Consider the following 26,081-nt stretch of genomic DNA (forward strand, 5'->3'; position numbering starts at 1 on the left):
AATCCCACATGAAACTTCACGAACTGCGCGAGAAGCGCACCGCCGCCGTCGAGGGCATGAGAAAGCTGGTGGACACCGCTTCCGCTGCTGGCCGTGACCTGACCGCCGACGAATCCACCCAGTTTGACACCCTCAAGACCGAAGAGCGTTCGCTGGCCGACCAGATCACCCGCCACGAGCACCTGGCCGACCTGGAGAAGCGCACCGCCGCTCCCGCCGCCACGGACACCCCTGAGCAGCTGGAGAAGCGCGTCAGCGTAATCCGCGTGCTGCGTGCGCAGATGGAAGGCCGCCAACTGGACGGCGCCGAGCGCGAATACACCCAGGAAACCGAACGCCGCACCGGTCGCAAGGCTGAGGGCGCATTCGTGCCGTTCGCCGCCCTGGAGCGCCGCGCCAACACCACCGCGACCGCGCCCGAGCTGGTGGGCACCGACCACCGTGCTGACCTGTACATCGGCCCGCTGCGTGAGGCGTTGCTGGCGCGTTCGCTGGGCATCCGCACCCTGACCGGCCTGGTGGGCAATGTGAGTGTGCCCAAGTTCGGCAGCGGCCTGGAAACCGGTTGGGTTACTGAGGGCCAAGCCGTACCCGAGGGGCAAATGTCGTTCGACGGTGTGACCCTGACGCCGAAGCATGTGGGCGGCAAGACTGAAATGTCGCGCCAGCTTCTGCAGCAATCGTCGCCGGGCATCGAGCAACTGGTACGCGAAGACCTGTCGTTCCTGATCGCCCGTCAGATCGACCGCGCCATCATCAACGGCAGCGGCGCTGCTGGTGAACCGCTGGGCGTGCTGAACACCACCGGCATCCAGACCGCCGACATGCCCGCCACCTGGGCCGAGGTGCTGGCGCTGCTGGAAAAACTGGATGACGTGAACATCACCAACGCCCGCTGGCTGACCACCGCCGCGATCCGCACCATCCTGGGCAGCACCGAGAAGGTGGCCGGGTCTGGCAGTGGCTTCCTGTACGACAACGGCACCCTGGCCAACCTGGCGCTGGCGGCATCGAAGAACGTCCCGGCTGGCAAGCTGATCTTGGGCGACTGGAGCCAGGTCATGCTGGGCGTCTGGTCCGAGGTGGACATTCTGGTGAACCCATACGCCGAACCTGCCTACAGCCGTGGCGGTGTGCAGGTCCGTGCGATGGCCACCGTCGATACCGCTGTACGCCATCCCGAAGGCTTCGTCGTAGCGAGCGCACCGTAATGGAACGCCGAGCAGCCGCAAGCCTGGAACGGAAAGGCCGGACGCTGTTCGGCTATGCCGCCCGTTTCGGTGATGCAACGCCCATCGGGGGCTTTACCGAAATCATCCTTCCGGGGGCTTTCAAGCGCTCCCTTGCAGGTCCAGCCGCCGCCAGCATCCGTGCCGTTTACGAGCACGACGATGCAGCCCTATTGGGCCGTGTCGGAGCTGGCACCCTGCGCCTTTCTGAGGATGATGTGGGCCTGGCCTTTGAACTGGACCTGCCCGACACCAGCCTGGGCCGCGACCTTTCCGAGCTGGTGAAGCGCGGCGACGTGGCCGGGTGCTCGTTTGGCTTCGTGCCTGTGGGCGAGAAGTGGGACGGCGAGGTGCGCAGCCTGCAGGACGTGGACCTGCACGAAATCACTATCACCGCGAACCCGGCCTACCCGACCACCACCGTATCGGTGCGCAGCCGCAAGCCGATGCTGGCGCTGGCCAATGCCCGTCGATACCTTGAGTTCCTGGAGTGCATCCGGTGAGAAAGCTGCTGAGCCTGTTCACGCGCTCCAACAATACCCCGGCCTATGATCGGTATTTCGACCAGTTCAGCCAGGCCGGTAACTCGGCAGGGGTCAACATCACGGTACAGACCGCCGAGTCGATCAGTGCCGTATACGCCGCTGTCGCGGCCATCAGCGAGAGCGTGGGTAGCCTTCCGCTGGACGTGTACCGCCGCACCGATGACGGGCGCGACAAGGCCCGTACCCATCCCCTGTACGCGCTGCTGCACGACGCCCCGAACGAGTGGCAAACCGCCCTGGAATTCCGCGAGCAACTGCAACGCCACATCCTGCTGCGCGGCAATGCCTATGCTCGCATCCGCTGGAGTGGTGCCGGTCGTGTGCAGGCGCTGGAGCCGGTCAACCCGGACAGCGTTTCGATCCTGCGCAGCCCAGCCAGCGAACGCCTGGTCTACGAGTACACCGACCGCCACGGGAAGCTCCAACGACTGACCGCCGACGAGATGCTGCACATCCGTTACCACACCGAAGACGGTGTGCTCGGGCGCAGCCCTATTCAGGTGGCCAGGGACACCCTGGGGCTGGCGCTGGCCGAACGTACCCACGGCGCCAAGATGTTCGAGCAGGGCACCAAGCTGTCGGGCGTGATCGAGACAGCACCCGGCACCACCAAGGAGCAGGCCGCGCAGATTCGTGAGAGCTGGGCCGCTGGCCAGGCTGGCGTGAACAACCACGGCAAGACCCCGGTGCTGCCCCAGGGTGCGAAGTACAGCGCGGTATCCATGACGCTGGAGGATGCCGAGTGGATTGAGGCCCGGCGCCTGTCGGTCGAGGAAGTGGCCCGCCTGTTCCGTGTACCGCCTGTGCTGATCGGTGATCTGCGCGAGGCCAACTACTCCAACGCGGTGGAGCTGGGCCGGTACTTCGTTACGCACACCCTGCGCCGCCATCTGGTCGCGTGGGAGCAGGCCATCAACCGCACCTTACTGGGCAATGGTTTCTTTGCTGAGCACAACGTGGAAGGCCTACTGCGCGGTGATAGTCTCAACCGTGCGCAGTTCTATCAACGTGGTGTCGAGGACGGATGGCTGCTGCGATCCGAAGTCCGCCGCATGGAAAACCTACCCACCGTAGAAGGTATCGATGATGAGCAAGAAGCCAAGACTCAAGACCATGCAACCCCGCCTGCGAGTGATCGAGTCGATAGTGGAAGAAAAGCTGCGACTGGCGAAGGAGAAGAAGCGTGAGAAGGTACAAGCCCAAGACGAGGGTGATCCCGCTCGGTAGTGCTGCATGGCAGCGCCTGCGTGCCCAGGTGCTGGCCGAGGAACCACTGTGCCGCGACTGTGCGGCCCGTGGCCTGGTCACACCTGCTACTGACGTGGACCACATGGACAACAACGGCGACAACAACGCACGCACCAACCTGGCGCCTCTTTGCCACTCGTGTCACTCGATCAAGACAGCCGAGGACATGGGCAAGCGCACCACGCGGGGTTGCGACGTGAACGGCATCCCGCTCGATCCGAACCACCACTGGAACAGGTCCAAAAGATCACCAGGAACCGCGCTCAGCTAGACCGCCCCCTCCCTGCTCTTTCTTCGCTAACTGCCCAAAAACATGAAGACCACGCCCCGCCGCCCCCGATCTGACAGCGCCAAGGCCGCCGTAGCTGCGAGCCAGGCCGTCGCTGTCGGCCCAATTCAGCCACCGCCGCACATTCGCGTGCGCGATGCCGATAGGCCGTTCTGGGATGCCATTGTGACCGCTCGCCCACGGGACACCTGGACCGACGCGGACCTGGTGCTGGCGGCAAACCTGGCGCGGGCCTATGCCGATATCGAAGCGCTGCAAGACAGCATCGACCGTGACGGCATGCTGGTCGAGGGGAAGGTGAACCCGGCCTGTGAGCTGCTGGACAAGATGACGCGCCGCTCCCTGGCCATCGGGCGCCAGCTCATGGTGGCCACCATCGCCACGGTGGGCAAAGCCCAGGATATCCACAAGGGCGCCGCGCTTGAACGTGAGGCCCGGCAGCATGTGGATGACGACCTGATCCCGACCCTGAGTACACTGCAATGACCCGCGCCGAAAAGATCATCGCGTTTATCGAGCGCTACTGTGTGACGCCCGAGGGCGCGGACGTAGGCAAGCCGCTGTGCCTGGCTGAGTTCCAGCGCCAGTTCATCCGAGACGTATACGACAACTCGGTGGGCACTCGCCGGGCCATCCTCAGCGTGGCCAGGAAGAACGGCAAGTCGGGCCTGATCGCGGGCCTGCTGCTGGCGCACCTGGTCGGCCCCGAGGCGAAGCAAAACAGCCAGCTTGTGTCGGGTGCCATGAGCCGCGACCAAGCCGCCCTGGTGTTCAACCTGGCCGCCAAGATGGTTCAGCTATCGCCCGCCCTGTCGAAGATCGTCCGCATCGTACCCAGCGGCAAGCGGCTGCTGGGGCTGAACCTGAACACCGAATTCCGCGCCCTGGCCGCTGATGGAAAGACCGCGCACGGCCTCTCCCCGGTGCTGGCCATCCTGGACGAGATTGGCCAGATACGCGGCCCGCAATCCGACTTCGTGGACGCCATCACCACCAGCCAGGGCGCCCACTCGGCACCGCTGCTGATCGCCATCAGTACCCAGGCAGCCAACGACGCCGACCTGCTGAGCCAGTGGATTGACGACGCCCTGCGCAGCAATGATCCCAAGATCGTGTGCCGCCTGTACGCGGCGCCAGCGGGCTGTGACCTGATGGACGAGGACGCCTGGCGAGCGGCCAACCCGGCCCTTGGCATCTTCCGGTCGGAGACAGACCTGCGGGAGCAGATGCAGCAAGCCGAGCGCATGCCGAGCATGAGCAACACCGCCCGCAACCTGCTGCTTAACCAGCGCGTGAGCCTCGACAGCCCATTCATCAGCCCCGATGTGTGGATGGCCTGTGACACCTCGCCTGACCCATTCGAGGGCCTGGTCTATGCGGGCCTCGATCTGTCGGCACGAACCGACCTGACGGCGCTGGTGCTGATCGGCAAGGTGGATGGCGTGTGGCAGGTCCGCCCGTATTTCTGGACGCCTGAGCAGGGCCTGTTCGACCGAGCACAGAAGGACCGCGCCCCGTATGACATGTGGGTGCGCCAGGGGTACATCCGCACCACGCCCGGCGCCACCGTTGACTTGGAAGCGGTGGCCCTGGACATGGCCGAGATACTGAGCGACTGCGATCTGGCGGCGATTGCCTATGACCGCTGGCGCATCGACGTGCTCAAGAAGGAACTGGAACGCCTGGGCCTGGAGTTGCCGCTGGTGCCCCACGGGCAAGGTTTCCGCGACATGGCGCCCGCCCTCGACGCTCTGGAGGCAGAGCTGCTGAATGGCCGTGTCGCCCACGGTGGCCACCCCGTACTGACCCTGTGTGCTGCCAACGCCGTGGCGGTGAAAGACCCCAGCGGCAACCGCAAGCTGGACAAGAGCCGTCGCACCGGCCGCATCGACGGCCTGCAGGCCCTGGCTATGGCGTTCGGCGCCGCCCAGGTTGCCGAGGCCCCCGCCGATCTTGATACCGAGGTATTTTTCGTATGACCACCGTGACCCTTGAAGAAGCCAAGCTGCACATGCGCGTCGATCACGATGAGGAAGACAGCTACATCCTGGGCCTGATCGCCGCGGCTGAAACCCACGTCAGTATGTTCCTGGGCGATGGCCTGCCCGATCCGATGCCTGCACCGGTCAAGGCTGCCGTCCTGCTGCTGGTTGGCGACCTGTACGAGAACCGAGAGCGCCAGGGCGACCGCACGCTGACCGAGAGCACCGCTTATTCCATGCTGCTGGCGCCGTATCGCTCGATGGCGGTGCTGTGATGCTGGCCGGTAAGCTGCGCTATCCAGTGACGATTGAGCGCCCCGTGGACGTGCGCGACCAGTACGGCGGGTTCATTCGCACCTGGGAGCCAGTAAGCCGGGAGTGGGCCGATATCGAGAGCATCAGCGGCAGCGAGTTCATGGCCGCCCAGGCGCCTCAGTCTCAGACCGTGTTCCGCATCCGCATCCGTTACCGCGACGACCTGGTATCGAGCTGGCGCATACGCGAAGGGGAGAAGGTGTACGAAATCACCGCCGTGCTGCCCGACGCTCGCCGCCGGCGGATCGAGCTGATGTGCAAGACTGGTAGAAGCTGAGGGGTGTCGTTTGAAGGAACGCCACCGTGGCGTTTCCAACACAGTGTGTAGAAATCAGCACAGTGGAGCGAGACAGACCATATCGTCCGATTCAGACCTGATGACCCGTTTGGGGTGTCCTCAGAATTGAGGATACCGGCCACTCCGCAAAGTGTGAGTAGGATTGTGAGTAGGCTTTCGACCACACCTGACTACAACACCGAATTGCATAGCCCGTAGCGCAAAGTTCGAGTCTCCCTCGGGCACCAAATCTGGAAAAAGCCGACTTTTTAGTCGGTTTTTTTGTGCCTGGGATTTGGGGCTGGATTGAGACCACCCCGAGCGAGACGATCCGACGGGGGAGATTCATCCGCGATCGGCGGCGTGGCCGTCGTAAAACCTAATTCCCGGATCTACATGACACCCTGCCATCTCCACCCTGCCCTACCTGCTATCCCCCCACCCACAATGCCCCTCCCCAGAAGGGGAGCCCACCCAGCCCTGTGGGCTTCTCTGCCTCACAGAGAACATAGGTCGAGAGCTCGACGCGGGCTTTGATTGGGTGGAGGTAACAGGACAAGCCCGTTACCCCTCACACACCATCGGACCTGCGGTTTTCCACATCCGGCGGTTGAATGACTCAGCATTTCCTGAGGCGTGCCCGTCATCACTACCGTGCACACCCGCTCCCACAGGTCCCCGCCACATCATTGAGTTATGCCCTGCTCGCGAAGCACCGCAAAGCGGCACCCTGCTTCCCACCAATCCAAGACTATTTGCCAACGCCCTAGCCAAGATAAATACCAGCAATGTGCTAGCATCGCACCATACCCGGAAGGACCCGAATCAATCACTCAGTAAAGGAATACCTCTATGAAAAACTTCGTCACCAGCTTCCACAGCACTCATCTACATCTCCCTCGGCGTCACTTTGCTGTTCTCTCTCGGCGCGATACATAGTTTCAGGTTTCTGGTTTGATCAGCCGACCACTTATGAAAAACTCGCACGCTGAGCACCAACAAATAAGAAATCCTCTAGCAAGTACTTTATTTAACAGCCATAACAAACCAACACCTTTCGATAGATTACTAAACACCAATAAAAGAAAAAGCCCTGAACATCACAGGAACATCATTCTCAGTACAACGACACTCCACAATCGCTTCTGCAAGGAATATAAATGATAGATGTCAGCTACAACTCCTTAAAATCACCAGAATTCAAAGAAGACTCCGTCAGAGAGGAAATAATAACTCCCATCCTTAAAAAACTCGGGTACCGTGCTGAGGGAGACGCTCGAATCTCACGTAGTAAAACTCTAAAAAACCCTTTCATTAGAGTTGGAACCTCCAACCATCCTGTGACTACAATTCCAGATTACACTCTTTATTTCAAAGAAACTCCAGTTCTGGTAATCGATGCCAAAAAACCCAGCGAAGACATTACGTCAGAACAGCACATACAACAAGCTTATAGCTATGCCGTACACCCTGAAGTAAGGTGCCAGCACTTTGCACTATGCAATGGGTTAAGATTCGTTCTTTTCAACCTAGAAAGACCCACCCCAATACTAGATTTAGAGTTCGACGAATATCTAGCGCAGTGGGAAAAACTGGAAAAGCATCTTAAGCCCCAGAATTTAATCGAACCTGCACTTGCCCTATTTGCTCCAGATGCTGGATTTGCATGTGCCCGAATGGGAATAGGAAATGGGATAATAAACTGGTTCCCAGCTAGTCCTAGCCATTTCGCCAGGCTGGACAAGAACACTATAACCATTTCTTCAAATGTAGAACTTTCGGGCAGCGAATACTGTATATCTTTTGACCTTGATGAATCTTTACTACCTAAGATCCTAGAGTGCCTACCACAGGGTATCGCCAAGGATTTTACCAACGCGTTAGACAGCGCACCTTTTCAAGCAGAAAGTAACCACATGATCGAAATTGATATCACAACACATCTAGGGACTCCAATTAAAAACCAACACGAAACCTTCATTCCATTCTTAATTACAAAAATCCACAATTCAAGACTTCTACCACCAACCAGCAAAAAGCAAAACTTCCAATACTTTCAACTTATAGATTGCTTCAAAAATCAAGAAAAATGACAACAGAAAAATAGAGCCATATAGTTTTAGGGGATAGGTTGATCATTGCTCGGAATTGCCTTGCCTGCAATATTTAGGAGCAGAACCATTGTTTCGAATTGAATAACGAAAATTAGCGGACTCAGGGATCCTGATGCTAAAAATTATAACGTAGATACAGCGCTGCCAAATGATGGCATATGGACAGCAGCCGGCTAATTGAGGTAATGTTAAACTGCTGCCCCCACTTCAATAGGGCTCAGCATCAACTTGACCTCAAGGATCGAAGCATGTCTAAAGTCGTAAGCATGATCAACTGGAAAGGTGGTGTTGGTAAAACCACTCTCACCCTCCATTTAGCGGCAGGGCTCGCAGCACGTCATAGCAAGAGAGTTTTGTTAATAGATTTAGATCCTCAGTGCAACCTATCCTTTCTTGCGATCGGTGCAACCTCTTATATTTCACACGCATACACAAATAACCGACCAACCCTTAAAAACATTTTTGATGGTTACTTCGACAGAAACCCTGCCAAGCCAGAAGATGTAATACTTCAGCAAAGCGTGAGAGCTAAAGCCGGCCGAGTTTACACAAAAGTCGGGGTAATACTTTCCCATCAAGAATTAACCCTTCTTGATATGAAGCTTGCACGAGAAAAACGAGTCGGCAAGGATCATCGAGAAGAAACGAAATTTGAGATAGAGAAAATATCTATCATAAAGAATGTTCTTGATGCTGTCGCGGATGATTACGACTACGTACTACTGGATTGCCCACCGAATGTCAATCTTGTGACTCAAAACGCATTCTTCGCTAGCGACTACTATGTCGTTCCTTCTATTCCAGACTTTCTGTCGACCGTCGGCATAACGCTCATCAACCAATATATGGATCGATTTAATAGCGACTACGATTCAATGTGGGGTTATGCCGGACTTCCAGGGAAATATAACCCAACAAAATTTGCTGGCGTGGTCTTTAATATGGTTGACGAATATAATGGTGGACCTAAAAGCGGACACCAACAAATCATCAATAATGTAATTAGCCAGCTTGGGCCAAATGCCATATTTGAGAATTACATCACAGATGGAGACGGAATTTCGGCAGCTGCCGATATGAACCTGCCTGTGTTCGCTGTTACTGACCTCCCACGGTCTCATCAAAATGCAGGAAAGCAAGCAGGGTACATGGGTGCAGTTGTTGATGAATTTGTTAAACGAATTTTATAAAGCAGGTAAGCTTATGAAAAATCACGATTTAGCCGAAATACTTGAACTAACAGCGACACTATTAAAATCACTACCCAATACCGATATCGCACAGACAATAAAGACGCTTCAAAAAATTTCTGAAAAATCAGATATAAAAGAAACTTACAGAAATAAATCTCATCACATCGACATCCCGAGTTCTACAATAGAAAAAATTCGGTCAATGAACACTCACGAAATTGAGAGCTTTCTAAACGATAGCTCATTATTTGTCTCCACATCCAGCATCCAAAAATTAGCTGAAATCTTGGGGATCCAGGCATCAAAAAGACAGAGCAGAAGTGCACTTATAAACTTAATAGTTAGGAACCAAGAAGCAATCCACATGGATGCAATAATACGAAGCGGCTCAAAAATCGACGACAAAAACGAACAGTAGCCGCATAATCGGCAGACCCATAAAACACGATCCTATGAGTCTGCCGAATACCAAACTTCAAAAATACGTCTAATGCTGCTCAACAATTATTCCCTGCGCGGTATAGTCTTGATTAGCAGACGCCAGCTTCAATATAGTGGCCTCATATTTAGACCTAACCCCCTCTTTAACAGCTTCAGATACGTACTTATCCTTCAAAATTTTCTTTTGACTTTTTATGTCTCGCCTCAGCCTGGCCTTGTATTGAGTCAAGCCCTCACTCTCATCAATTCTATAAAATATTTTTGCAATACAGTAGCCAACGATCGGGACGATAAGTGTAGAGGCTCCGACCCAATATTGGGCATGTTCTGCTGGCAACCATTTCATACAGCTAGCAGTGGCGAAAGTTCCCAATACCGCTGTAACTGAAGCCTGTAGTCCTTGGGGAGATTTTCTTGGAGAGTCATCCATTAGACACCCCATCTGCAGATGTTAGTTGATCAACGACATAGGCTGAAGTTTTTATTGTTTTGACTTCCACAACTACCCCATCGCGCTTTAACACAACAATTATTTTACCTGTCGAAACATATCGATTAAGCAGATACCGAGAGAGTATGCGTGACAGATAGAAAAACAGGGGCGAAACCATTATTAGGGAAATATAAAATAGCGCTTCAGCGAAGTCAGGATTGACAATCATGGAGCACCCCTAGATTAGTCGACGACTCTTATCCGCAAAATGCTTAGTCACTTCCATAACGGTATACGAATGAGTGGAACGCGTCTGCCTGTATACTGATTTAGTCTGTAAAACCACCTCAAACAAATCCTCCTTGGAGAATGTTTGCTTATTTTGGTTAACTCGGTTCAAGAACTTTTCATCTGCAAGCTCTACAGCATGCTCTGTTCCATCTGCGAGCTTCACTCTCCAACCACGGCTAGATTCAAAGTTCACTTGAACAAAATAGGCGGTGGTCGTCTCTTTTGTCTTTTCCTCCGATTCAAGAGAACCAATCGGTAGAGGTGAAAAATTATGGGCTGCATTTTCTTTCACGGCCTGGACAACAGTTTCATTTTCATCCATCACCTTAAAAATAGCGTTTTTCTTCCCTGAAATCGGAGCTTGAATCACACTATGAAGTGAGTCTCTAACTTTTTTATCTACGGCTAGCTGCGCTATTCTTTTATCACACTTTATGATTTCCCCGCTCACTTCTATGGTTGCAAGGTCAGCTCCACTCTCTATTATTACTTTTGCAACCTTTCTTCCCTTAAGCTTTTTTACCACCTCAATCAACGACCCACCAGCTATAGCTCCTCCAGTCGCAGAAAAACCGATTACTTTAAGAATATCTAAGGCAGCCGGCGTAGTAGCGAGCAGCAAGAAATCAATAACTACAGAGCCTCTACGAACTGGAGACGAAACTTTCAACTCTATTTCCGCCCCCTTATTCATGAGCGAGTTTGCCTCACTTACCGCCGAGTGAACACCAAGAATTGATCGTGCGAGATCAAAGGCGTCTATTTTGTGATTTTTAAGGTCGCCATCTTCTGCATCATACGAGACAGAAAACCGCTCTTGAACATTCCTCTTCGTTGGCACAATCAAATCTCCATATACAAACTTTAGAAAACTACTTAACCAGCTTGACCAAGAAAGTATTTAGTAAAGCAAACCGTTAATCTCCATTGCGTTTTTATGGCCTCAACATGAAGGGATATACTTTCACTTTCGTATTTCCCGAAATTCAATACTATAGGTCGTAGAGAATACTGGCAAATACACATCACTCAGAATACGTGGCGTTAGGAGAAGGTCAGCACACCAAAATCTGTTGTGTATGAGCACGAAAATGTCGCCAATCTCCGACTTTTTGTAGGCAATTTCGCAGACATACTTCTCCCGTCTAGCGGTCGCGCACCGTGGAACGCTACCCAACCTCCACCCCTCGCTACCAAATCAATGACCGGATTGCGAGTCAGCAAAGCCATGCTGACTCTTTCACAGGCGAAGAGACGATGAGCGTTTCGATCCGATGTCCACAGCGTCGCGGGCTCACCTGCAGCGGTGTACCGTGCGCAATCGCTACCGAGTCAGTGCTCTACCGTACTGGAAGCCCACTGGTTTACTGGCTGTGCAGATTTCTCCTTGAACGCTTTAAGAAAATCTTCAGATTTGAAGATTTCTTCGATTTTTCCTTAAGCGCACTGCCGAAATCGTCACATTCGACCAATCGCACTACTTTTTCTTCACTGAACAGCAAAGTACGCGCACTCCTGCCCATCAGCAGGCTCACCCTCACCCAGGCGAAGGCAACGGAAACCTTGCCACTCCAAGGGCCCCATCGGCGAAGAGCTGTCCTGCGCGATGCCAGACATCAGAAACCCTCCACTTTTGCCCGGCGCTGACGCACTCGACGCCCCCGGGTGTCTTCCTTCATTGCCGAAAATGAAATCGAACTGCCCTCGAATGAGTAAAACACCCTCTCCATCAGCCCCAGCTTCCACAACACCAGCATCAGCGACCTGACACTGACGGAGGGGTCGCCACGCTCGATTCGGCGAATGACTTTCTCCGGCACGCCGAGGCGACTGACTACGTCTAACTGGCGGACTCCTTGTTCCAGACGAGCTGACTTGATCAGAAGCCCCATGCGCTGGAGCGAAGCGCTGCAATCCACAGGAAAAAACTCGTTCATAAGTGGCCTAAATGGACTGTTTAATCGATATAAACAGCCAAAGCTGGCTGCTTATCCTTACGTCAATTTCTGGCGATCCGGTTGCCGGGGTTTGGAAGACTGGCAAAAAGCGCTTTGGACAGCCGGAAAACCGAGCAGCAGTTTCTGGAAGAAATCCGGAACCGCCAGCAGTGGAAAATGGAGGCTCCAGAAACGGCGAATCCCTCTCAAGGAGGGATTCTCAGCCGTGTATGCATGCGTCGACGGTGCAGGTCGTTATTACGTCGCGCTCGGCGAACTGGTTTCCTAGTAACGGGGTGCGATCCAAAGATCCCTGAAACCACCTTTATTTCTATACAGCTGCCTACACGGCAGTGAACAGGACCAAAACCTTATCAATCCGTTGATTCAAAAAGCAAAACCTCAATTCTGACGTTCCAAACCCTTTTTTCTGACAAGTTTGTAAGTCATTTATTTTTTGAACCCTGGCTTGGCATCTCTGTATGGACCGGACACATGATGGACAGGTGTGCGGGGACATGATTGACACTTTTCGGCAAGCAAACCTGCCGGGAGTTACGAACCGAGGTGACCTGAAACGAGACTGCTTGTGTTGCTTTCTAGCGGTATGTCACGTGCCGACGCAGCCGGGCGGTAGTGAACTCACTGACGTCATCGCTGGCAAGCCAGCTCCCACAGGTCCGCGTTTCACTTGAGCGAGATGTGGAGATACCCATGCCCATCGCAGGCAAGCCTGCCCTTGCAGAGAGACGTCGAGCACAACCTTGAATCTGTCGCATACAGCTACGAAACTTCCCCCATCTCCGACTTTCTTGTAGGCAATTTCCCAAGCATACTCCCCACCCCCGCCTGGCGGTTGCGTCCTGTGGAAACGCTGCCTAATCTCCGCCGGTCGTTGCCAAATCAACGACCGGATTAGCAGTCCGAACACACCGGTTCGCACCAGCCCTTGTTATGGCGGCTGTACGTGTGGGCACCCTGTGGTGCGCCGGGTTTCTCCTGTGTCTCGGTCTGCTAACCCTCGTACAGTCGCCACCCTTCGTTTAGCGGCGAAAAGTGGCGATCCGGTTCACCACAGGAGATCCACCATGAAGAAAATCGTCCCCGATCCACCCCCAATCCTCTGCGTCGGCCCCAACCTCTCCCATCACGAGGCCATCACCCACGCCGAGAACTACCTCTCCGACGCCATCGCGGTGTTGAAACTCTTGCCGCCACAACCCGCCACCAACCACCAGGTCCACCTCACCGACGCCATTCGCTTCCTGCGGGTCAGCAAAGCCATGCTCACGCTCGCGCAAGCGAAAACTTCGATGACCGTTCCGATCTGAGGCGGGCCCCGCTGTGGGCTTGGCCTGCAGTGGGGCTCTGGGGCTTCCGGATCTGAAGGGTGCCAGGGTGATTCGGGATTCAGGTTTTACGACGGCTGCGCCGCCGATCGCGGATGAATCCGCTCCTACACCGAGTGCGCTGCTCATTCGATGGGCTGTCACAACGCCATCAACTCGTTACATCACGAATTGATTTGATAATCGTTATCAATTAACGTGCCGCCATCCAAACCGAGGACTGCACGCGATGCACGACGATCTGAGTCAGGTCTATGCCGAGCACAACAGCTGGCTCAAGCAGTGGCTTTATCGCCGCCTCGGTTGTTCCGCGCAGGCGGCGGACCTGGCTCAGGACACCTTCCTGCGCATCCTCCAGGCCCAGCAGAAGGCCGGCGCCCGCCTCAGCCTGGAGAAGCCCCGCGCCTACCTGGCCACCGTCAGCCGCCGCCTGGTGTACGACCATTTCCGCCGCCAGTCCCTGGAACGCGCCTACCTGGAAATGCTCGCGCAACTGCCGGAGGTCTTTGCGCTGTCGGAGGAAGATCACTACTGCCTGCAGGAAACCCTGCAGCAACTCGATGCCCTTCTCGACACCTTCAAGCCGGTGGTGCGCTCGGTATTCCTGCTAGTGCAACTGGAGGGCCTGACCTATGTGCAGGTCGCCCAGCGCCTGGGCATCGGCGAGCGTACGGTGAAGCGCCATATGGCCAACGCCCTTGAAGCCTGCATCCTCTGCGACGACGATTTCTGATGGCCGCCGAACCCGCCCGCATCGCCCCGGAAGTCGCCCGGCAAGCCGCCCACTGGCACATGCTGATGCTCGACCCGGGTACCAATCCCGCCCAGCGCGAGGCCTGCGCCCGCTGGCGGGCGGCGGCGCCGGAGCATGAGCGCGCCTGGCAGAAGGCGCAGCGGGTGCAGGCGCGCCTCGGCCTGCTGCCGCCGCAACTGGCCATGGGCACGCTGAACCGCGAACGCCGCCAGGTGCTGAAGCAACTGCTGGTGCTGGCCCTCGTCGCGCCCGCCGGTTACGTGGGCTATCGCCAGGTAGCGCCCGCCGGGGACTACCGCACCGCCATCGGCGAACGCCGGCGCCTGGAGCTGGCCGACGGCACCGTGCTGCAACTCAACACCCACACCGTGGTGGACGTGGACTTCGACGAGCACCAGCGTCTGATCACCCTGCGCCGTGGCGAAATCCTCGTCGACAGCGGCAAGGATCCCCATCGCCCGTTGCGCGTGGCCAGCGACCAGGGCCTGATGGAAGCCCTGGGCACCCGCTTCCTGGTGCGCCAGCGCGAGGGCCGCACGCAGTTGAGCGTGTTCGAAGGCGCGGTCCTGGTGACGCCGACCAACCAGCGCGTCGACGCCGGCCAGCAACTGCTCTTCGACGGCAAGAACCCGTCGACCACCACCCCCGCCCGCGAACAGGACAGCCAATGGACCCGCGGCCAGCTCATCGTCGAGGAAATGCCCCTGCGCGACTTCCTCGGCGAGCTGGGCCGCTACCGCAGCGGCTGGCTGCGCTGCCAGGACGAGGTGGCGCCACTGCTGATCAGCGGCGCCTTCCAGCTGGACAACACCGACGCGATCCTCGCCGCCCTGCCCGCCACGCTGCCGGTGCGGGTCGGCTACCGGACCCGCTACTGGGTGACGATCACCCCGCGTTGATGAGAATTGGCCCCTTTTCCATCCTCGTCAGTCCTTGTCTGTGAAAACTGCCAACACATAAGGACAATCCCTCGATGATTCGCGCCGCGTCACCCCACCCGCGCCAGTTGCTCGCCCTCAGCCTGCTGACCCTGGCCCTGCACGGCATCGCGCCGACCGCCCAGGCGGCCCCCGCCTCGGCCCCGCACAGCTACAGCATTGCTGCCGGCAGCCTGGCCCAGGTGCTGGCGCGCTTCGCCAGCGAAGGCGGGATCACCCTGCAATATTCTCCGGCCCTGACCCAGGGCCGGAGCAGCCCCGGCCTGTCGGGCAGCTATGGCATCGAGGACGGCTTCCACACCGTCCTCGCCGGCAGCGGCCTGCGCGCCGTGCTGCGTGGCGATGGCGTGTACGGCCTGGAACCCCTGCCCCTCGGCGGCTCGGCGCTGAACCTGGAACCCTTGAACATCGACGGTCGGGCAGTCAGCGCCACCACCGAGGATTCCGGCAGCTACACGACCAACGCGGTCACCATCGGCAAGTCCACCCACCGCCTCAAGGACATCCCGCAGTCGGTCAGCGTGGTCACCCGCCAGGCCATGGACGACCAGCGCCTCGACACCCTCGACGACGTGCTGGAGAAGACCACCGGCATCACCACCTTCCAGAGCCCGTCCGGCGGCAAGTACATCTACTCCCGCGGTTTCGAGGTGGAGACCATCCAGTACGACGGCGTGCCGCTGGACCGCCGCTACTACGCGATCGGCAGCAGCTTCACCGCCGACACCCTGCTCTACGACCGCGTCGAGGTGCTGCGCGGCGCCAACGGCCTGCTGCAGGGCAGCGGCAACCCCGGGGCGGCGATCAACCTGGTGCGCAAGCGGCCGAAGGCCGAGCCATCCCTGTCGATCACCGCAAGCGCCGGTTCCTGGGACAGCTACCGGCAGACCCTCGACGCCAGCGGCCCGCTCACCCCGGACGGCAAGCTGCGCGGGCGCCTGGTGGCCGGCCATGAAGACCAGGACTACTTCTACGACACCGCCGAAAGCCGCAAGAACGTGCTCTACGGCATCCTCGAATACGACCTCGCCGACAGCACCACGGTGGCCGCCGGCGCCAGCGTCGAGGACCTGCATTCGACGCCGTTCTTCAGCGGCCTGCCGCGCAACAAGGACGGCAGCGCGGTCAACGCCGGACGCTCGACCTTCACCGGCGCCGACTGGAACAAGTGGGACAACAAGCAGGTGACCTACTTCGCCGACATCACCCACGACTTCAACGAAGACTGGCGCCTGAAGGCCTCCGGCAGCTATATCCGCGAGACCAACTACATCCTCTACAGCTTCGGCCGCGGCGCGGTCGATCCGGCCACCGGCGACGGCATGCGCTCGCGGGCGTATCTCTACGACTTCGAGAACGTCAACAAGGGCGCCGACATCAACCTCACCGGCAAATGGCGCGCCTTCGATCTGGAACACGAGGTTGTGGTTGGCGCCAACGCCAGCGACCTGCAGACCGACGACCTCCAAGGCGGCCTGCTCAACCTGGGCTCGATCAACCTGTACGATCCGGTGTCGCCGCAGCGCCCGACGATGGAGCAGTTGCTCGGCACCAACTACGCCGGCACCTCCACCGGCAAGATCCGCCAGAACGGCCTCTACGGCGTGGTGCGCTACAAGCTCGCCGAGCCGCTGACCCTGGTGCTCGGCGGGCGCAGCAGCAACTACCAGTACGACTACGAACTGCATCGCTTCAATACCGGTTCGCCAGACCCGGCGCATTCGAAGCACACCGGCGAGTTCACCCCGTATGGCGGCCTGATCTATGCGCTCGACGAGCAGTGGTCGGTCTATGCCAGCTACGCCGATATCTTCAAGCCGCAGACCGAGCTGAACGCCGACAGCGCCGCGCTCGATCCCATGGAAGGGGCCAACTACGAGCTCGGCCTGAAAGGTGAACTGCTCGATGGCCGGGTCAACACCAGCTTCGCGCTGTTCCAGATCGACCAGGAGAACCGCGCGGTGTACGACGGTGCCTCAGGCTGCGACGACTGCTACGTGGCAGGCGGCAAGGTGCGTACACAGGGCTTCGATGCCGAGGTCAGCGGCGAAGTGCTCGATGGCCTGCAACTGTTCGCGGGCTACACCTACACCAGCACCAAGTACCGCAACGACCCGAACGACGGCGTGTCGGGCTCCGGTGCGGCGTTCAACAGCTACACGCCGCGGCACCTGCTGCGCTTCTGGGCGGACTACACCCTGCCGGGCGAGCTGGAGCAATGGAGCGTCGGCACCGGCGCGAATATCCAGAGCCGCAACTACCACACTAACTTCGGCGGCACTGATGGCGTCGGCGATATCGAGCAGGCGGGCTATGCGGTGTGGAATGCGCGGGTGGCGTACAAGATCAACAAGAACTTCAGCGTCGCGCTGAATGGCAACAACCTGTTCGACAAGAAGTACTACTCGACGATCGGCTGGTTGTATGCGGCGAACCACTATGGCGATCCGCGTAACTACACGGTGACGTTGCGGGCGGATTTCTGAGGGATCGGACCTTGCGGCGATGGGGTTGCTGATGACCCCATCGCCAGCGAGAACGGCGCGCCCCCTGTAGGAGCGGGTTTACCCGCGATTACGACGGTGGGCTCGCTACCCGAATGGCGGGGTAACCCCCCCCGACACAACCCCCCGGCGGGCCCCCCCCCCCAGGGGCGCGACCACCCCCCCCCCCGGCGCCCCGGCCGCCCCCCCGGGGGCCGGGGTTTCCCCGGCTATCCGTGGGGGGCCCCCCCTCCCGTAATCGCGGGTAAACCCGCTCCTACAGAACCCGCGTTCGGCACCCGACGCCTATCTGCGCGACAACCGCTCCACCAGCCCCAGCATCGCCGGCCGCTGCGCCAGCCATTCCTCCCGGGTGATCCCCAACAGCACGACATCGATACGCGCGCCATCCTTGAGGATGTTCTGGCGCCGAACACCCTCGATCACAAAGCCGAACTTCTGGTGCATCTTCACCACCGCCGCATTGCTCGCCAGCACTTCGCAGTTGAGCTTCTCCAGCCCCGCGTCATTGAATGCATGGTCCAGCAGCCAGAACTCCACCAGGCTGCCCAGGCCTTTGCCCTGCAACGCCGGGTCGAGGTAGAACGCCCAGTCGGCGCTGCGATGGCTCGCGTTGATGGCATTGAGCGAGACGAGGCCCGCCACCGCTCCGTCGAGCATCACCACGAACACCCGCTGCCGCGCATTGCCCACCAGGCTGGCGAGCCAGCGCGCGTGTTCGTCCGGGGATATCTCGTGGTCGCTGTACATGAAACGGCGCACGTCCACATGGTTGCGCAGCACACGCACCTGGTCACGCGTCGCCTGGTCGGCGTCGAGGATGTCGCGGAATTCCATCTTGGGTACCTGCCTGCTCCGGATCGTTTCAGCGAGCACTGAAACCGTTCCGGAGCGTAGCGGGTTTAGGGCTCTTGTGACCATTCGATGGACAAGTTGGTGGCGTCCTGGTCAGAACGCGTACTTCACCCCCACCACCACATTCCGCGGCTCGCCATACACCCCGTTCTCGGTGATCGAGGCGTAGTACTTGCGATCGAACAGGTTGTTCACATGCAAGGTGGTGGACAGCTGCGGCGTCAGCTCATAGCGCGCCATGGCAATGGCGACCACCACACTCTCCTGCACCGGATACCCCTCTCCTTCATAACCATAACGGCTCTTCCAGTTGAACCCGCCCCCTAGCGTCAGCTTGTTCAGGTCCCCCGACAGGCGATAGGTGCTGAACGCCTTCACGCTATGCCGCGGAATCCGGCTCATGGCACGCTGTCCCTGGGCATCTTCGCTGAGGCTGTAGGCATAGCCACCAGCGAGTTTCCAGCCTTCGGAGACATATGAATGCTAATCGTTCTCAATTTTGATGAGGCGTGCGGGGAATGGGAACCGGGGTTTTCTTGTCGGGAGGATTTCGTTATCCCGCCTTCTGGCATCAGGCTTCCGCCCTCCAGACGTCGCTGTATCTCGGGTAGCGCGCAATCAGTGTAGAACCGGCACTTATCTATCGAGACGATGCATAACAAACCTGTATGTCGCTCACTCAAATTATTATTCGCACTGAATAACGATAACTAACAATTTGCTTTGCACACGCACCAGTCCCAATTGACAAGAAACTTGCAACCCAACAAATTTATCAGGCAACCCGACATCAGCTGGACTGCCAATACCTCATAATTTAAAAAGGACTTACACCCATGGCTGCAAGAAGCGTTGATATCTATTTTGAAAACTATCTCAACTACAGCCTGAGTCTGAAACAGGACTCGCTGCAACTCGAGCACGGCATCTGGGATATCTATCCGCCACAGAAGATCGTCCAGGCGGATAATGGCGCACCGGGCAAGGCGCATTGGGAAACGGAGTCCGACGGCTTCGCCACCGGCACCCAAGGCTCCTGCACCTACGCCTTCTACGACGCGACCGCCGACCAGGTCTGCTATATCAACATTGCCTGGGATGATCCCTTCAGCGGCAGCAACAGCTACAGCATCACGACTGACAGCGTGAACGCGAAAGTTTCATACACCGGCGGTGATGGCAATAACGCTTCGGTTACATTCCAGGTCCAGCCCCGTTAATACGGCAGCCCCCGCAACACCTGAAAAATTCAACTCATATAGATCACGTTCATCCTGATAAAAGCACGCGATTGCATGAAAGAGGGCAAGTCATTTCCCCCAGGAAACCGACTTGCCCTTTTTTATCAGAACTTGCTGCGCACCGTCAGCACGAAATTCCTCGGCTCACCATAGAAGTTGCCGTTATCGGTGGTGCCCACCGTCTGGTAGTAGCGCTTGTCGAACACGTTGTTGGCATTCAGCGTCGCGCTCCAGTTCTGGTCGATGCGGTACTCGACACTGGAATTCCACACCGCATACCCCGCCTGGCTGAACTTGTAGTCACGCTTGGGCCCGCTGTAGTCCTGGGTCGCTTCGTTGAAGGTCGCCACCTGCCCGGAGCGGTAGTTGACGCTCTGCGCCGTCACCCCCGCGCCCACGTTGAAGCGCTCCAGCACGCCGGGCAGCTGGTAGGTTGCCCACAGCTTGAACAGGTGTTTCGGCGTCACGCCGCTATAGACCGCGCGGGTGGCGTCGCTCTTCTGGTCGATGGTGTGGTTGTAGGTGTAGCCGGCGAACAGGTTGAGACCCCGGGCCACTTCGCCGCTCACCTCGGCATCGAAACCTTCGCTGACCACCTTGCCCTGGTTCAGGTAGCAGCAGGTGGTCACGCCGTAGTCGAGCGGGTAGTTCGGGTCCTCGATCGCCGCGCCTTCCTGCTCGATACGGTAGATCGCAAAGCTGGTGTCGAGGCGGTTGTCGAACAGCTGGCCCTTGATCCCCAGCTCGTAGTTCTTCGAGGTCACCGGATCCAGCGGCGAGCCGGGCAGTGGTCCCTTCACCTGCTGGAACTGTGGCTTGTACGTCTCGGCGTAGCTGACGTAGGCGGTCCATTGCGGGGCCAGATCGTAGGTCAGGCCCGCATAGCGCGTGAACTTGTCATGCACGCGGAACGTGGGAAGGATCGAGTCCGAATTGTAGGAGCCGTCTTCGTTCTGGAAGATCTGCGTGTCGTGGTAGTGGTAGCTCGACAGGCGCCCGCCAAGGATAAGCTTTACCGGATCGGCCAGGGACAAGCGAACCATGCCGTAGCCGGCGTATTTCTCGGTGACGTTGTCGTTTCGCAGATGGAATCAGCGATGGAAAAGAATGCCGCCTATGCAGCGAAACGCTGCATTACCATGGCCACACTTCCCTCTTCACAGGAGACCGTCATGCTTTTCCGCCACCCTGTCCCACGGGACGCCGAGCGCTGCTACGAAATCGAGATCGGTGCCTACGAAGGCGACGAAGCGGCCACCCTGGAGAAGATCCGCACCCGCATCGAGGAGTACCCGGCGGGCTTCCTGATCCTGGAGGCCGACGGCCAGATCGTCGGTTTCATCAACAGCGGCTGCGCCCATGAAGTGGTGATGTCCGACGAGGCCTTCAAGGAACTGGTCGGCCACGATCCCGCGGCACCCAACGTGGTGATCATGTCGGTGGTGGTCGATCCGGCCTTCCAGGGCAAGGGCTATGCGAAGTCGCTGATGAACGAGTTCATCAGCCAGATGAAGGCGCTGGGCAAGACCAGCATTCACCTGATGTGCAAGCAGCAGCACGTCGAGCTGTATCGCAGGATGGGCTATGCCTATGTGCGCCCTTCGCCGTCCGATCACGGCGGCATGGCGTGGCATGAGATGCTCATGCAACTCTGACGATCAACGCCCACCGGACACTGGATTTCCGACATGAAACAGACCGACACCGAATTCTCCCTGGCTACCCGCCTGACCCGCCTGGGCCGCGACCACGAGCTGCAGCAGGGCTTCGTCAACATGCCGGTCTACCGGGGTTCCACCGTGGTGTTCAAGACCCTGGCGGACCTGGAACAAGGCAACGCGCGCTTCACCTACGGCACCCTGGGCACGCCGACCATCGAGGCGCTGGAAAACGCCTGGAGCGAGATTTCCGGGGCCGCCGGCACGGTGATTTCCCCCTCCGGCCTGGGCGCGCTGGCGCTGGCCCTGCTGACCACCCTGAAAAGCGGCGACCACCTGCTCATGCCCGACTCGGTGTACCGCCCCACCCGCCGGCTGTGCACCAACCTGGTGGAGAAGTTCGGCATCGAGATCAGCTACTACGACCCGCTGATCGGCGCCGGCATCGCCGGACTGCTGCGGGACAACACCTCGACCATCTTCCTCGAATCGCCGGGCTCGCAGACCTTCGAGGTGCAGGACGTGCCGGCGATCACGGCCGTGGCGAAAGCCCGCGGGATCAAGACCATCCTCGACAACACCTGGGCCACGCCGCTGTTCTTCCGTGCCCACGAGCACGGCTGCGACCTCTCGGTGGAAGCCGGGACCAAGTACCTGGGTGGGCATTCCGACCTGCTCATGGGGCTGGTCAGCGCCAATGCCGAAACCTGGCCGCAGCTGCGCAAGACCTACGACGCCATGGCCATGCTGCCCGGCGCCGAAGACTGCTTCCTGGCCCTGCGCGGCCTGCGCACCATGAACCTGCGAGTGCAGGAAGCGCAGCGCCGCGGGCTGGAAATGGCGCAGTGGATGGCAGAGCAGCCGGAGGTACTGACGGTGTTGCACCCGGCGTTCGAAAGCTGCCCGGGGCATGAATTCTGGAAGCGCGACTTCAAGGGCTCCACCGGGCTGTTCTCTGTGATCCTCAAGCCCGGCTACGACAAGCGCCAGCTCGCCCACATGCTGGATAACCTGGAGATCTTCGGCATGGGTTATTCGTGGGGCGGCTTCGAAAGCCTGATCATCCCGTTCGACTGCCGCGACTACCGCACGGCCACCCGCTGGAACCCGGATGGCCTGGCGCTGCGCCTGCAGATCGGGCTGGAAGACATGGACGACCTGAAGCGCGACCTGCGCGCGGGGCTGGATCGACTGGGGCAGTAAGTCACGCGGACCTTGTAGGAGCGGGTTCACCCGCGATTGCGATAGTGGAATCACTGACGCAATCGCGGGTGAACCCGCTCCCACAGGGTCCGCGTCGTACTTTTGAACTCACACAGGAGTGAAGCGATGAAAACCATGGTGATCGGTGCCAGCAAAGGGCTGGGCAAAGCATTGATGGAGGGCCTGGGCGACAGCGGCGACACGCTGATCGGCGTGTCCCGCAGCCGGCCGACGAATCTGACGCCACGGCCCGGCGTCGACCTGCAATGGCTCGAAGCCGACCTCGGCAACCCGCGCCAGGCCGCCGACCTGCTGGCCCACTGCGCCAGCGAAAGCGGCCTGGACACCTTGGTCTACAACCTCGGCATCTGGGAAGACCAGGCCTTCGACGATGCCTACGAGTTCCTCGATGACCGCGACGAGCAGCTCCAGCGCATCGTCGATTGCAACGTCAGCGCGCCGATCCTGCTGATCAAGCACCTGCTGCCGGTCCTGCTGCGCAGCGAACGCCCGCGCATCCTCCTCACCGGCTCCACTTCCGGCCTGCCGCAAAGCGGTCGCCCGGAAGTCACCTTCGGCGCCAGCAAGTTCGCCCTGCGCGGCATGGCCGATGCCTTGCGCGAGGGCTATCGCGACCGGCGCCTGGGCGTGACCTGCCTGAACCTCGGCTACCTGAACACCGAAGATGCCCTGGACACGCCGCGCGAGCTCGCCGAACAGCGCGGCGACGGCGAGTTGATCCCGGTACACGACGTGGTGCAGGTGGTGCGGATGGCCCTGGGCCTTTCAGCCGCGAGCTTCGTCAAGGAGATCACCCTGCCGGCGATCCTCGACCCGCGCTTCTGATTCGCGCATCTCACGCAACTGGCGCTTGATCACATCCACCGGCGGCGCATACAGGAAGCCGAACGACACGCTGTTGCGCCGCCCCTTCACCGCGTGATGCATCAGGTGCGCCTGGTACAGGCGGCGCAGGTACGGATGGCGTGGTTTCGGCCGGGTCGGCCAGTGACGGTGGACGATGCCGTCGTGGATCACCACGTAGAGGATGCCGAACGCCGCCACCCCGGCGCCGATCCACTGCAACGGGTCGTGCCCGGCGTTGCCCAGCACGATCAGGGTAATGGCCACCAGGGCGAGGATCACCAGGTACAGGTCGTTGGTCTCCAGCACGCCCAGGTGCGGCTCGTGGTGCGAGCGATGGAGGAACCAGCCGGGACCATGCATCACGTACTTGTGCGCAAGGAAGCCGACACCCTCCATGGCGACCAGGGTGCAGAGGAAGATGGCGAGGTGGATGAGCATGCGGCGTCGGTATCGGGAAAGGTGGGCGTCAGATTAGGGGAAGTGGCGGGGAGAATCCATGACGGGATTGTCATGTGGGACATGTGCTGACGGGTTGCAGGAAATGGACCGCGGGACTGCTCCCCGCGGCGTCCTTGCGATTTATTTCGGAGGCTCTTTCTCGTTCTGCAAGGCGATCTGGGCCTCCATGTACTGGCGCAGCAACTGATTGATGCGGGTCTGGTAGCCCGGGCCCAGTTGCTTGAACCACTCCAGCACGTCCGCGTCGAGGCGGATGGTCATGGCCTGTTTTCCCGGCATGCGCAGGCGGGCATTGCGGAAGAAGTCCTCGCCCAGTTCGGGGATGTCCGAGAAGTCGATGTCCTCGTCCTTCATGTTGGCGAGGCGGCCCCAGTCAGTTTGAGTATGTCTTGGCATAGGTTCGGCTTCCCTTTCTGGTGTATTTACAGCTGTACATACACCCTAGCCTCGATGCTGGATCTCTTCAGCCGCCGTACGTCATCTGCCGCTCATCCGTGACGGTCGATTTAGCTCCTGACCAGCGCCGTTGAGCGATGCGAGCCTGTCACGCAGAAAGCATCGCGATGGAAGGCAAATAAATTCGAAATGTGTCCCCTGAAAACCCGCTTGACCTCAACCTAAGTTGAGGTCCGAAACTCCCCCGCACTTTCGTCCTACGGAGTTTCGCCATGACTTCTGCTTTCCAGCTGTCCAACCCTGAAGGCCTTTACGACCCAAGCGGCAATGCCTATTCCCATGTCGCCGAGGTGAAGCTCGGCACGCGATTGCTGTTCATTGCCGGGCAAGGTGGCGAGGACAGCAGCGGCGCGTTGTCGGCGGATTTCTCCGAGCAGGCGCGGCAGGCGCTGGCCAATGTGCAGACGGCACTGGCGTCCAGGAGGGCGGGGATGGGCGATGTGTTCAAGCTGACCCTGCTGATCGTCGATCACTCGGAAGAAAAGCTGCGCCAGTGGGTGGCGGTGGCGGGTCAGGTCTGGGAAGGAAGGATGGCGCCGACCTGCACGCTGATCCCGGTGCCGAGGCTGGCGCTGGACGGGATGCAGATCGAAATCGAGGCGGTGGCGGTCGGGCCCTGAAAGTCAGTCCGGCAATCGGATCACTGCACCTGGGGCCGCACCACCACCGTACAAGTCGTCCCCGCCGCCAGCAAAAACCCTTCCGGCACTTCATCGATATGAATCCGCACCGGCACCCGCTGGGCCAGGCGTACCCAATTGAAGGTCGGGTTCACATCGGCGATCAGCTCACGGCTTTCCGGGTTGTCGCGGTCGTAGATGCCCCGGGAAATGCTCTCCACATGCCCCTGCAGCACCTCGCCGCTCATCATCTGCAGCTCGGCCTGGTCGCCCACCTTCACATGGGGCAGCTTGGTCTCCTCGAAGAAGCCATAGACCCAGAACGAATCCCGGTCGACCACCGCCATCTTCGGCTCGCCGGTACGCGCATAGTCGCCGCGATGCACATTCAGGTTGGTCACGTACCCGTCCACCGTGGCCAGGATCTCGGTGCGCTTGAGGTCCAGCTGTGCCGCCGCCAGTTGCGCCTGGGCCTGTTGATAATCCGCCAGCGCGGAGTTGGCGATATTGCTGGCGTCGTCACGGTTCTCCCTGGAGATCACCAGGTTGTCCATGTCCGCGCGGCGACTGGCGTTGACCTTGCGCATCTCCCAGGTGGCCTTGCGCGAGGCCACCAGCGCTTCGGCCTGGCGCACCGCGACCTGGTAGTGCTCAGGGTCGATGCGCATCAGCACGTCGCCCTTCCTGACCAGCTGGTTGTCCTTCACCGGCACGTCCACCACGTAGCCGGGCACGTCGGCGGCGACGTTGATGATGTCGGCGCGCACCCGCCCGTCACGGGTCCAGGGCGTGGTCATGTAGTTGATCCACAGCTGCCGGCCGATCACCACGGCGGCGGCCAGCACGAGCAAGGTGGCGATCAGGCTGAAAAACTTCTTCATCG

The 26,081-nt window shown here is 59.0% G+C and carries 28 protein-coding genes and 1 pseudogene; 20 read left to right on the forward strand and 9 right to left on the reverse strand.

Annotated features, from left to right (window positions below):
• Positions 1-8 precede the first annotated feature (8 nt).
• The 11 genes from V0R59_RS14545 (at position 9) to V0R59_RS14595 (ending at position 9,610) form a co-directional block, all read left to right on the forward strand.
• Positions 9-1,211 carry a phage major capsid protein gene (locus tag V0R59_RS14545; RefSeq protein WP_330074946.1) on the forward strand — a complete coding sequence of 401 codons (1,203 nt, stop codon included), beginning with the start codon at positions 9-11 and terminating at the stop codon, positions 1,209-1,211.
• Entirely contained in the window at positions 1,211-1,732 is a 522-nt protein-coding gene (locus V0R59_RS14550) for an HK97 family phage prohead protease (RefSeq protein WP_059400029.1), read from the forward strand. The genes V0R59_RS14545 and V0R59_RS14550 overlap by 1 nt, the downstream gene beginning before the upstream one ends.
• Complete coding sequence (locus V0R59_RS14555) at positions 1,729-2,961, forward strand: phage portal protein (protein ID WP_330074947.1); 1,233 nt, start codon at positions 1,729-1,731, stop codon at positions 2,959-2,961. The genes V0R59_RS14550 and V0R59_RS14555 overlap by 4 nt, the downstream gene beginning before the upstream one ends.
• Complete coding sequence (locus V0R59_RS14560) at positions 2,958-3,293, forward strand: HNH endonuclease signature motif containing protein (protein WP_023111281.1); 336 nt, start codon at positions 2,958-2,960, stop codon at positions 3,291-3,293. The genes V0R59_RS14555 and V0R59_RS14560 overlap by 4 nt, the downstream gene beginning before the upstream one ends.
• A gap of 183 nt (positions 3,294-3,476) precedes the next feature.
• Positions 3,477-3,797, forward strand: a complete 321-nt coding sequence (locus V0R59_RS14565; protein ID WP_330074948.1) for a hypothetical protein — start codon at positions 3,477-3,479, stop codon at positions 3,795-3,797.
• A complete protein-coding gene (locus V0R59_RS14570; protein WP_330074949.1) occupies positions 3,794-5,290 on the forward strand; it encodes a terminase large subunit in 1,497 nt (498 codons plus the stop codon). The genes V0R59_RS14565 and V0R59_RS14570 overlap by 4 nt, the downstream gene beginning before the upstream one ends.
• Positions 5,287-5,568: a head-tail connector protein gene (locus tag V0R59_RS14575; RefSeq protein ID WP_023382239.1), complete on the forward strand. Its 282-nt coding sequence runs from the start codon at positions 5,287-5,289 to the stop codon at positions 5,566-5,568. Before V0R59_RS14570 ends, V0R59_RS14575 begins: the two co-directional genes overlap by 4 nt.
• Complete coding sequence (locus tag V0R59_RS14580) at positions 5,568-5,885, forward strand: phage head closure protein (RefSeq protein WP_330074950.1); 318 nt, start codon at positions 5,568-5,570, stop codon at positions 5,883-5,885. The genes V0R59_RS14575 and V0R59_RS14580 overlap by 1 nt, the downstream gene beginning before the upstream one ends.
• A 1,160-nt stretch (positions 5,886-7,045) precedes the next feature.
• Complete coding sequence (locus V0R59_RS14585; protein WP_330074951.1) at positions 7,046-7,978, forward strand: hypothetical protein; 933 nt, start codon at positions 7,046-7,048, stop codon at positions 7,976-7,978.
• Between the two features lie 269 nt (positions 7,979-8,247).
• Positions 8,248-9,189, forward strand: a complete 942-nt coding sequence (locus V0R59_RS14590) for a ParA family protein (RefSeq protein ID WP_330074952.1) — start codon at positions 8,248-8,250, stop codon at positions 9,187-9,189.
• Between the two features lie 13 nt (positions 9,190-9,202).
• Positions 9,203-9,610, forward strand: a complete 408-nt coding sequence (locus V0R59_RS14595; RefSeq protein ID WP_330074953.1) for a hypothetical protein — start codon at positions 9,203-9,205, stop codon at positions 9,608-9,610.
• Positions 9,611-9,679: 69 nt separating this feature from the next.
• Here V0R59_RS14595 and V0R59_RS14600 read toward each other — a convergent pair whose 3' ends face one another.
• The 3 genes from V0R59_RS14600 to V0R59_RS14610 all read right to left on the reverse strand — a co-directional run bounded on the left by V0R59_RS14600 (position 9,680) and on the right by V0R59_RS14610 (position 12,294).
• Positions 9,680-10,063, reverse strand: a complete 384-nt coding sequence (locus V0R59_RS14600) for a hypothetical protein (protein ID WP_330074954.1) — start codon at positions 10,061-10,063, stop codon at positions 9,680-9,682.
• A 241-nt stretch (positions 10,064-10,304) separates the two neighbouring features.
• Positions 10,305-11,198 carry a hypothetical protein gene (locus V0R59_RS14605; RefSeq protein WP_330074955.1) on the reverse strand — a complete coding sequence of 298 codons (894 nt, stop codon included), beginning with the start codon at positions 11,196-11,198 and terminating at the stop codon, positions 10,305-10,307.
• 775 nt (positions 11,199-11,973) lie between these two features.
• A complete protein-coding gene (locus tag V0R59_RS14610) occupies positions 11,974-12,294 on the reverse strand; it encodes a helix-turn-helix domain-containing protein (RefSeq protein ID WP_330074956.1) in 321 nt (106 codons plus the stop codon).
• Between the two features lie 1,088 nt (positions 12,295-13,382).
• Here V0R59_RS14610 and V0R59_RS14615 point away from each other — a divergent pair.
• The 4 genes from V0R59_RS14615 to V0R59_RS14630 all read left to right on the forward strand — a co-directional run bounded on the left by V0R59_RS14615 (position 13,383) and on the right by V0R59_RS14630 (position 17,821).
• The gene (locus V0R59_RS14615) at positions 13,383-13,625 is read left to right on the forward strand and encodes a hypothetical protein (RefSeq protein ID WP_330074957.1); all 243 of its coding nucleotides are present in this window, start codon (positions 13,383-13,385) and stop codon (positions 13,623-13,625) included.
• A 247-nt stretch (positions 13,626-13,872) separates the two neighbouring features.
• Entirely contained in the window at positions 13,873-14,376 is a 504-nt protein-coding gene (locus V0R59_RS14620; protein ID WP_330074958.1) for a sigma-70 family RNA polymerase sigma factor, read from the forward strand.
• Positions 14,376-15,296 (forward strand): FecR domain-containing protein, encoded by a 921-nt coding sequence (locus V0R59_RS14625; protein WP_330074959.1) that lies wholly within the window; start codon positions 14,376-14,378, stop codon positions 15,294-15,296. Before V0R59_RS14620 ends, V0R59_RS14625 begins: the two co-directional genes overlap by 1 nt.
• 74 nt (positions 15,297-15,370) lie before the next feature.
• Positions 15,371-17,821, forward strand: a complete 2,451-nt coding sequence (locus V0R59_RS14630; protein WP_330074960.1) for a TonB-dependent siderophore receptor — start codon at positions 15,371-15,373, stop codon at positions 17,819-17,821.
• Between the two features lie 303 nt (positions 17,822-18,124).
• On the opposite strand, the gene pseH is transcribed toward V0R59_RS14630, so the two are convergent.
• Together pseH and V0R59_RS14640 are read right to left on the reverse strand one after the other, a co-directional pair.
• Positions 18,125-18,676 carry a UDP-4-amino-4,6-dideoxy-N-acetyl-beta-L-altrosamine N-acetyltransferase gene (gene pseH / locus V0R59_RS14635; RefSeq protein ID WP_330074961.1) on the reverse strand — a complete coding sequence of 184 codons (552 nt, stop codon included), beginning with the start codon at positions 18,674-18,676 and terminating at the stop codon, positions 18,125-18,127.
• A gap of 111 nt (positions 18,677-18,787) precedes the next feature.
• A pseudogene (locus V0R59_RS14640) lies at positions 18,788-19,144 on the reverse strand (TonB-dependent receptor domain-containing protein); the annotation flags it as partial.
• A gap of 386 nt (positions 19,145-19,530) precedes the next feature.
• Here V0R59_RS14640 and V0R59_RS14645 point away from each other — a divergent pair.
• Positions 19,531-19,914, forward strand: coding sequence for a hypothetical protein (locus V0R59_RS14645; protein ID WP_330074962.1), 384 nt, complete (start codon positions 19,531-19,533; stop codon positions 19,912-19,914).
• A gap of 125 nt (positions 19,915-20,039) precedes the next feature.
• On the opposite strand, the gene V0R59_RS14650 is transcribed toward V0R59_RS14645, so the two are convergent.
• Positions 20,040-21,020 (reverse strand): TonB-dependent siderophore receptor, encoded by a 981-nt coding sequence (locus tag V0R59_RS14650; RefSeq protein ID WP_330074988.1) that lies wholly within the window; start codon positions 21,018-21,020, stop codon positions 20,040-20,042.
• Positions 21,021-21,107: 87 nt separating this feature from the next.
• Between V0R59_RS14650 and V0R59_RS14655 the strand changes: the two genes are divergently transcribed.
• The 3 genes from V0R59_RS14655 to V0R59_RS14665 all read left to right on the forward strand — a co-directional run bounded on the left by V0R59_RS14655 (position 21,108) and on the right by V0R59_RS14665 (position 23,642).
• Positions 21,108-21,590: a GNAT family N-acetyltransferase gene (locus tag V0R59_RS14655; RefSeq protein WP_330074963.1), complete on the forward strand. Its 483-nt coding sequence runs from the start codon at positions 21,108-21,110 to the stop codon at positions 21,588-21,590.
• A 33-nt stretch (positions 21,591-21,623) separates the two neighbouring features.
• Positions 21,624-22,796 (forward strand): cystathionine beta-lyase, encoded by a 1,173-nt coding sequence (gene metC / locus V0R59_RS14660; RefSeq protein WP_330074964.1) that lies wholly within the window; start codon positions 21,624-21,626, stop codon positions 22,794-22,796.
• A 126-nt stretch (positions 22,797-22,922) separates the two neighbouring features.
• On the forward strand, positions 22,923-23,642 hold the full coding sequence (locus V0R59_RS14665; RefSeq protein WP_330074965.1) for an SDR family NAD(P)-dependent oxidoreductase: 720 nt from the start codon (positions 22,923-22,925) through the stop codon (positions 23,640-23,642).
• Here the strand turns inward: V0R59_RS14665 and V0R59_RS14670 are convergent.
• Together V0R59_RS14670 and V0R59_RS14675 are read right to left on the reverse strand one after the other, a co-directional pair.
• Positions 23,583-24,101 carry a sterol desaturase family protein gene (locus V0R59_RS14670; protein WP_330074966.1) on the reverse strand — a complete coding sequence of 173 codons (519 nt, stop codon included), beginning with the start codon at positions 24,099-24,101 and terminating at the stop codon, positions 23,583-23,585. The two genes, V0R59_RS14665 and V0R59_RS14670, sit on opposite strands and share 60 nt — an antisense overlap.
• A 141-nt stretch (positions 24,102-24,242) precedes the next feature.
• Positions 24,243-24,518 (reverse strand): BrnA antitoxin family protein, encoded by a 276-nt coding sequence (locus V0R59_RS14675; RefSeq protein ID WP_330074967.1) that lies wholly within the window; start codon positions 24,516-24,518, stop codon positions 24,243-24,245.
• Positions 24,519-24,790: 272 nt separating this feature from the next.
• Here V0R59_RS14675 and V0R59_RS14680 point away from each other — a divergent pair, with 272 nt between their 5' ends.
• A complete protein-coding gene (locus V0R59_RS14680; RefSeq protein ID WP_330074968.1) occupies positions 24,791-25,198 on the forward strand; it encodes a RidA family protein in 408 nt (135 codons plus the stop codon).
• 20 nt (positions 25,199-25,218) lie between these two features.
• Here the strand turns inward: V0R59_RS14680 and V0R59_RS14685 are convergent, their stop codons facing one another.
• Entirely contained in the window at positions 25,219-26,079 is an 861-nt protein-coding gene (locus V0R59_RS14685) for an HlyD family secretion protein (RefSeq protein WP_330074969.1), read from the reverse strand.
• Between the last annotated feature and the right edge of the window lie 2 nt (positions 26,080-26,081).

Origin of the sequence: Pseudomonas ulcerans, assembly GCF_036324125.1 — a bacterium.
Taxonomy (GTDB): Bacteria; Pseudomonadota; Gammaproteobacteria; order Pseudomonadales; family Pseudomonadaceae; genus Aquipseudomonas; species Aquipseudomonas ulcerans.